The 6,000-nt window shown below is 65.1% G+C and carries 5 protein-coding genes and 1 pseudogene; 2 read left to right on the plus strand and 4 right to left on the minus strand.

Annotated elements, in window-relative coordinates:
- Window positions 1–320: 320 nt before the first annotated feature.
- The 4 genes from AB0B72_RS28160 to AB0B72_RS28175 all read right to left on the minus strand — a co-directional run bounded on the left by AB0B72_RS28160 (window position 321) and on the right by AB0B72_RS28175 (window position 4,005).
- Complete coding sequence (locus AB0B72_RS28160) at window positions 321–1,040, minus strand: HNH endonuclease (protein ID WP_367742073.1); 720 nt, start codon at window positions 1,038–1,040, stop codon at window positions 321–323.
- A gap of 162 nt (window positions 1,041–1,202) precedes the next feature.
- Window positions 1,203–2,447: a tyrosine-type recombinase/integrase gene (locus tag AB0B72_RS28165; RefSeq protein WP_367742074.1), complete on the minus strand. Its 1,245-nt coding sequence runs from the start codon at window positions 2,445–2,447 to the stop codon at window positions 1,203–1,205.
- Entirely contained in the window at window positions 2,444–2,629 is a 186-nt protein-coding gene (locus AB0B72_RS28170) for a helix-turn-helix domain-containing protein (protein WP_367742075.1), read from the minus strand. The genes AB0B72_RS28165 and AB0B72_RS28170 overlap by 4 nt, the downstream gene beginning before the upstream one ends.
- A complete protein-coding gene (locus AB0B72_RS28175; RefSeq protein WP_367742076.1) occupies window positions 2,626–4,005 on the minus strand; it encodes a replication initiator in 1,380 nt (459 codons plus the stop codon). The genes AB0B72_RS28170 and AB0B72_RS28175 overlap by 4 nt, the downstream gene beginning before the upstream one ends.
- A 324-nt stretch (window positions 4,006–4,329) precedes the next feature.
- On the opposite strand from AB0B72_RS28175, the gene AB0B72_RS28180 reads away from it, so the two are divergent.
- Entirely contained in the window at window positions 4,330–4,668 is a 339-nt protein-coding gene (locus AB0B72_RS28180; RefSeq protein WP_367742077.1) for a hypothetical protein, read from the plus strand.
- 1,110 nt (window positions 4,669–5,778) lie between these two features.
- A pseudogene (locus tag AB0B72_RS28185) lies at window positions 5,779–6,000 on the plus strand (hypothetical protein); the annotation flags it as partial.

The following is a 6,000-nucleotide window of genomic DNA, read 5'->3' on the forward strand; positions in this document are numbered from 1 at the left end:
CTACGCTGAAGCGCCGCCACCCTCGTCACCTCAGCCGTCGCGCTGACTACGGAGGATGTACACCGCTACGAGAGCTACAAGAGCTACCGCAACGGCGCTGAGGACCTCGCGGATCTGGTCCGGGTTGTAGCCGGCCTGGAATGCCATGGCCAGCGCCAAGGCGATGATGGCCAGAGGCTGAGAGCCTCCCGGCCTCGGTGAACCTCCGGAGTTCTGATCAGTCATCATAGATGCGTTACCTCTCTTCTTTGGGGCGGGTAGCAAGTCGGTCCCCGTCTAGCTGTGGTGAGTGGGACGGGGACCGACGACTGCTGTATTAATCATTCATCTCCGCTGGGTGGCTCTGTCCGATCTATGATCGTTTGGCCAAGACGGGTCGTGAACTCGCTTCGCTGCTCGCTGTTCAAGAGCCGATATAGCACCCATGCCCTTTCAGTTGCGGTAATAGGCTTGCGGTTCATGGCTATCCAGCTAAGCAGCCGAGCCTGTTCCTGAAGGGGAAGATCTGTAACTAGTTCCCACAGGGCTTCAGCGTCGGCTTTGCGCTTGCCTATAGGGCCGGGTTTCTGTGAGCAGCTCCTACAGACAGTGATCATGTTTTCGGGATCGTCGGAACCTCCTTGGGATCGGGGCTTCACATGTGCAAACTGAAGAAGACTGTCAGCCGTGTCCTCTGCAGCTTGGAGGCCGCAGAGCAGGCAGGAGAAGCCGTCGCGTTCGAAGACTTCATGCTTGGCCCGCTTGTTGCGGTAAGAGCGCTTACCTGACTCCCAAACATGAATACCCTTCCTGGCGAACAGGGCCTCTGAAGGAGCTAAGGTTGGCAGCGACCGACTGGTTTCGATCTCCCACTCATAATCGCGAAGGTCTCGCAACCGTCGATCAACCTGCGGGGTGTTTGGGAACGCCTCGCGTAGTTGATCATAGGTAAAGGTATTTCCTTCGCGCACTTCGGTTGTTAGCCAAATCGCTACCCGAACCATGGTGCCAAGACGTGTGTCGCGCCAGTCGGGAAGACTCTGGGCGGTCTCAACGGTCATGGGCACTCCTGTGGGTTAGGTGAAAGCTCGCTGTCTGGCTGGAACCTTCTAGACCTAGCGTACATCAGAACTTTGCCTAACGCTGCCTAATCTAGCCGGAACTTGCCGAAGCCCGCCGCGCCGGTAGCGCGACAGGCTTCTGATTTGGGCTTGTGTCATAGTTCATCCTGATTTGAGCGCTTGGGCGAAGACCTCGGCCGCAGCGGTTTCTGCGGAGCGGATCACGTGGGCGTACACGCGGAGTGTGATCGCAGGGTCGGCATGGCCGAGTCGGGCGGCAACGATGTGGACCGGGACGCCGGCGAGGAGCAGCGTGGTCGCGTGGATATGGCGCAGGTCGTGAAGGCGGGCGTACGGCAGAGGTTCGGCCGAGACCTGCGTCTCGTCCTCCGGTTCGTTGTACGCCTTGATGAGCTTGGCCGGAAGCGCGGTCACAGTCGTCGGGTAGATGGGACCGCCCCACGCCGTCGTAAAGACATGGCCGTTCTCCTCACCCTTCCACGCGTCGCCGACGCGCGCTTTCTCGGCTTCTTGAGCCTCTTGGTGTTCCCGGAGGACGTTGACCGTGCCCTCGTCGATCGTGACCACGCGCGTCCGACCGCTCTTCGTGGTTCCCTCGATGTGCTCGCCGTTCACCACGCCTGTTGAACCCTTGATGGTGACTTGCTTGTTCTCCAGGTCGACGTCAGGCCATCGAAGGTTGAGGAGTTCACCGCGCCGCGCTCCCGTATAGGCGGCCAGATGAAAAAAGGCGTAGAGCCGATGCGACCGGACGAGAGACAGGAATGTCCGGAGCTGGGCGGGCGTCCAGATCATTCCAGGCTCGCGCAGGTCGCTACGAGGCCGCTTGGCCTTCTCAACGGGCGAGCTGCTCAGGTACTCATGGACCAGCACGGCGTCACGGAAGGCGCGGCGGAGGATCGCGTGCGTGTGGACGACGCTCGACACCGCCAGCGGCTTGCCGTTCCGCCCACCGCGAGCGAGGAGATCCCGATAGAGTTTCGTGACCGTGGAGGGCCGAACCGCTTGGAGTCGCATCTTGCCGATGTACGGCTTGATGCAGAGGCGAATGCTGATCCGGTAGTCCTCCAGCGTTCCCGGCTTGATCTCGATCGCGTGGTCCTCAATCCACATGTCGAGGTACTCGCTGACGGTGATCTCGTTTCGGTCGACGTACTCACCCCGCCGGGCGTTCACGCGGGCCTCGTCACGGGCAGCCTTCGCCTCGTCCTCGGTCGCGAACCCGCCGACCCATTTGGGCTTGCTCTCGCCGATCTCAGGGTCCTTGACGCGGATCACGTATGACCACGTGCTACCACGCTTCATGACCCCGTCGCGCAGCTTGGGACTGCTCCTTTTGGTAGGCCTGGTGGGGGACGCGGCCTTGGTGGTGGGGGTCTTGGTCATGCCGCGTGCTCCTCGATGGCCAGGCGGTTGATGTAGTCGGTGAGCGCGGCGACGGGGACCCGTCGCGAGCCGTCGATGCGGACCGAGTTGACGGCGCCGGAGGCGATGAGCTGGTAGAGCTTGGCGCGGGAGATCGCCAGTGCTTCGGCGGCCTCCGGGACGGTGAGCAGAAGCCGAGTCATGATCCACCCCCAGGCGCGTCGCTCAGGTGGGTCATTGGGACACCGGTGAGGGCGGCGGCGAGGAGGGCGTCTCCGGCGGAGAGGCCCTGTCCGGCGTACTGCCACTTCGCGACCACAAGGACGGTGTCCTCGTCGAAGAGAGGGAGGCGCCCGGTGGTGATCTGCTCGTCGCGCTTGTGCTCAGCCCGAGCGGCGCGCAGGGCGCCCAAGGTGGTGGAGTAGCGGCGGGATTTGGTGGAGAAGTGGCCGCGGAAGCCGAGCATGTGCGCCCACTGGATCAGCCGGAGATCGGCCAGTTCGTCGAAGGACCCGAGACGCAGGCATTCGGCGATGAGCCGCCGGGCGTGCTCGCGGATCGGTAGGGCGGCGAGGTTTTCCAGGGGTTGGATACGCCGGTCCAGGGTGCCGACGCATTCGGCTGCCTTGGTGGCGTACTTGGCGATGTAGCCGGCAACCGCCTGGTCGGTCAGCTCACCGTGCATGGTGATCGGCCGGGTGTCGAGCTGGGCACCCCACCGGAGGGCACGCGAGGGTTGGCCGTCGTACGCGGGGACCTTGGCGGTGACCACGGTGGCGGCGTGTTGGACGGCCTGGGTCAGCATGCCGATGGTCGCCCATGCCGGGGGCGGGGAGGCAGGTCCGTCTGGGCCGTCGAGGCGGATCACGGCGTGCAAGTGAACGACGCCGCGTCGCTGGTATTCGGCGACCTTGGCGAAGGAGGCGACGAGCTGGGCGGCGAGGCCCTTTTGAGTGAGCCCGGCGAGTTTGGCCAGGTGTCGGCGAAGCGCCATGGCGAACCGGCGCCACAACTCCGGCGCCAAGGCGTTGAACAGCACCGAGCCCGCGTAGTCGTAGCAGTCCGGGCACAGCGGCTCACCCAGGCACCCCTCGTCGGCCCCGTGCCGGGCGGTGCAGGACATCACTTGACTGTGCGGACATGTGGGGGCGCCGCGCCGCGGGTGGCAGGGCAGGACCTTGCCGTCCTTCTCTCGCCGGGCGTGCACGGTGCCGAAGGACGGCGCGGGCAGGGTGACGAACAGGCACGGGTGCGCGGCCACGGTCTGCGGGACGCCTTTGCCGCCGATGAGGCCGGCGCGGACGAGGTGGTAGGTGTCGGCCCGGTAGGTCTCGGCGCAGGACGGGCAGCGGGAGGCGCGTCGGGTCTTGCAGGGCACGCGCAGCATGCCGTCCGGTTCGAGGTGGGTGCTGTAGCGGTGGAGGAGGTGGCCGGTGGTGCGGTCGTAGTGCTCGACCTTGCCGCGCAGGTGGATCGGCTGGCGGCAGCCGCCGGTCCGGCGGATCTGGGAGGCCCGGCGGGCGTAGTGGGGGTCGTGGAGCCGGGTGATGAGTCCGGCGATGGCGTGGGTGGTTGGCATGATGGGTGGGTCCCTTCTGGGCTGTGAGGTTCGGTGTGGGATGGCCCCCGACGTGGCGGACGTCTTGGCGGATGTGTGGTCACGCCGGGGGCACCGCGGTTTAGCGCAGGTAGCAGGGGCGGTCAGCAGAAGCCGAGGCCCTGGCAGTGGCGGCAGGTGTCGCCGTATAGGTTCTGATCCCATCCGGCTCTATCGAGGTGACGGATCGAGGTCGATGCCGTGAGAACGAGGCTGCGGAGGCTACACGCCAACGGGCACGAGTTCGTGTGGAAGGCCGAGATCCGGTGTGTGCCCGGCTCCGGTGACTGCCACAGATGCATCCGAGTGCGCATATGGGGCGCAGGCAAGAACAGCCGTGCCCTGCAAGCTGATCTGCTCTCAAAGAGTTGGCCAGCCCCATGGGGCGCGTGCGCGAGCGATGACGCCTATCCCAGTCCCACCGATGTACGGGCGCTCGTCGAGCGCGGTCTGGCGCTCGGTTGGGATCCCTCGGTCCGAGGCGGAACGTTCCTGCTGACCGAGCAGGACGACGCATCGGACGGGAAGCTGCCCGGGTTCCTGGTGACCGATCGCCTCTGGAACCCGGAAGCGCAGGATCCTACTGCGCGCGTGATCCACGCCGCCGCTGCCTTCCAGGGGCAGGGCGAGCTGACGCAACCGTAGGGAACCGCAGCGTGAAGCATCAGCCGAAGTAGGCCAACGGAAGCCACCCGCTCCGGATGAGAACTTTCTTTACGGTTTTTTTTCAAGCCGCCTTCGGCGGGGAGGGGGAGGCGAAGGTAGGGAAGATGCTCGGGAGGGGAGCGGTCTCGACGATCCAGGGGAGGAGGCGGACCCCAGGGGAGGAGGACCGCCGGGGACGGGATCGGCAAGGGGGCTGTTTCCTGAGCTGCTTTCGGGGACACCGCGGGGATCGAGTGAGGGGATGCACAGCGCAGCCCGATTGCCATCACGGCCCCCACTCAACAGAGGCACACGGACACAGAGGTCTACCAGTTGGACCGCGCGCCCGCCCACCGGCGGGCTGCGGCTCTTCGGCCGGTCCCGCCGTCGGCGGCGCGCACCACGCCGACAAGCGGCGTGGGCATGAAGATGGCGGCATTGGCTTATGCCCATGAAGGTTCTCTCCCAATGGTGAACGGTCATGGCCACGAGCAGACACAGAGCCGAGAAGACCCGGAGACAGAACGGGGCGACGCTGGCGGGGAGAAGAGGGAAGGGGAGAAGAGAGGCGGAAGGCGCAGGGGAAGACCTCGGGGCGCTGCCCCAAACCCCGGGGCACTCCGGCTCTGAGAGCAGGACCCGCGCACCACGTCGGGCCGTAGATGGCTGAGGTGAGTCCTGATCGCTCGTCAGCCATCGACCCAGGCAGAGCCCAGCAGCCCGACTCCTCCAGGTCAAGCCCAGCCGTGCAGGTAGGGCAACCATCGCGCGAGGAAGGTCACTGGAACAGGTACACGCGAGGCCAGGCTTGACCCTCCGCCGCCGGCCCGCTGCCGCTACGCGGTGGGGTCGATGGCAGACGAGAGATCAGGACAGGGTAGGAGCGTGCGGGTCTGCGCAATTGGGTCTTGCTATGGTCAAGACGTGCGCTTCCGGGATCCGGGTGATGGGTGGTTCGACTTCACGGATGAGATCGTGGTTCGCTGCCCTGAGTGCTCACGGCGTGCGTCGGTGATCGTTCCGGTCATCGATCACAACCGTCATCCGCTCCACCGCTCACGCCGATTCATCTGCGACGAGTGTGGGAGCTTCCGCACATGGAGGCCAGGTGTGATCACTCGCTATCGATCGGCTCAAGATCCGTTCTTCGGCCTCCATCTCTGGCTGCAGACGCCGTGTTGCGGCAATGTTCTGTGGGCGTACAACATCCGCCATCTTGACCTGTTGGAGGGGTACATCGGCGCGGATCTCCGTGAACGTGTGCTGAGGAGTCGAGGCGAAGGCGCGTTCCGCCGATTCGAAGGCGTCGAAGCGTTCACAATGCTTGAACGG

This window comes from Microbispora sp. NPDC049125, from assembly GCF_040802045.1.
Taxonomy (GTDB): Bacteria; Actinomycetota; Actinomycetes; order Streptosporangiales; family Streptosporangiaceae; genus Microbispora.

What these genes read in the sequence shown, in the direction of transcription:
- AB0B72_RS28160 (WP_367742073.1), bottom strand. Translation starts at nt 1,040, where the DNA reads ATGACCGTTGAGACCGCCCAGAGTCTTCCCGACTGGCGCGACACACGT.
- AB0B72_RS28165 (WP_367742074.1), bottom strand. Translation starts at nt 2,447, where the DNA reads ATGACCAAGACCCCCACCACCAAGGCCGCGTCCCCCACCAGGCCTACC.
- AB0B72_RS28170 (WP_367742075.1), bottom strand. Translation starts at nt 2,629, where the DNA reads ATGACTCGGCTTCTGCTCACCGTCCCGGAGGCCGCCGAAGCACTGGCG.
- AB0B72_RS28175 (WP_367742076.1), bottom strand. Translation starts at nt 4,005, where the DNA reads ATGCCAACCACCCACGCCATCGCCGGACTCATCACCCGGCTCCACGAC.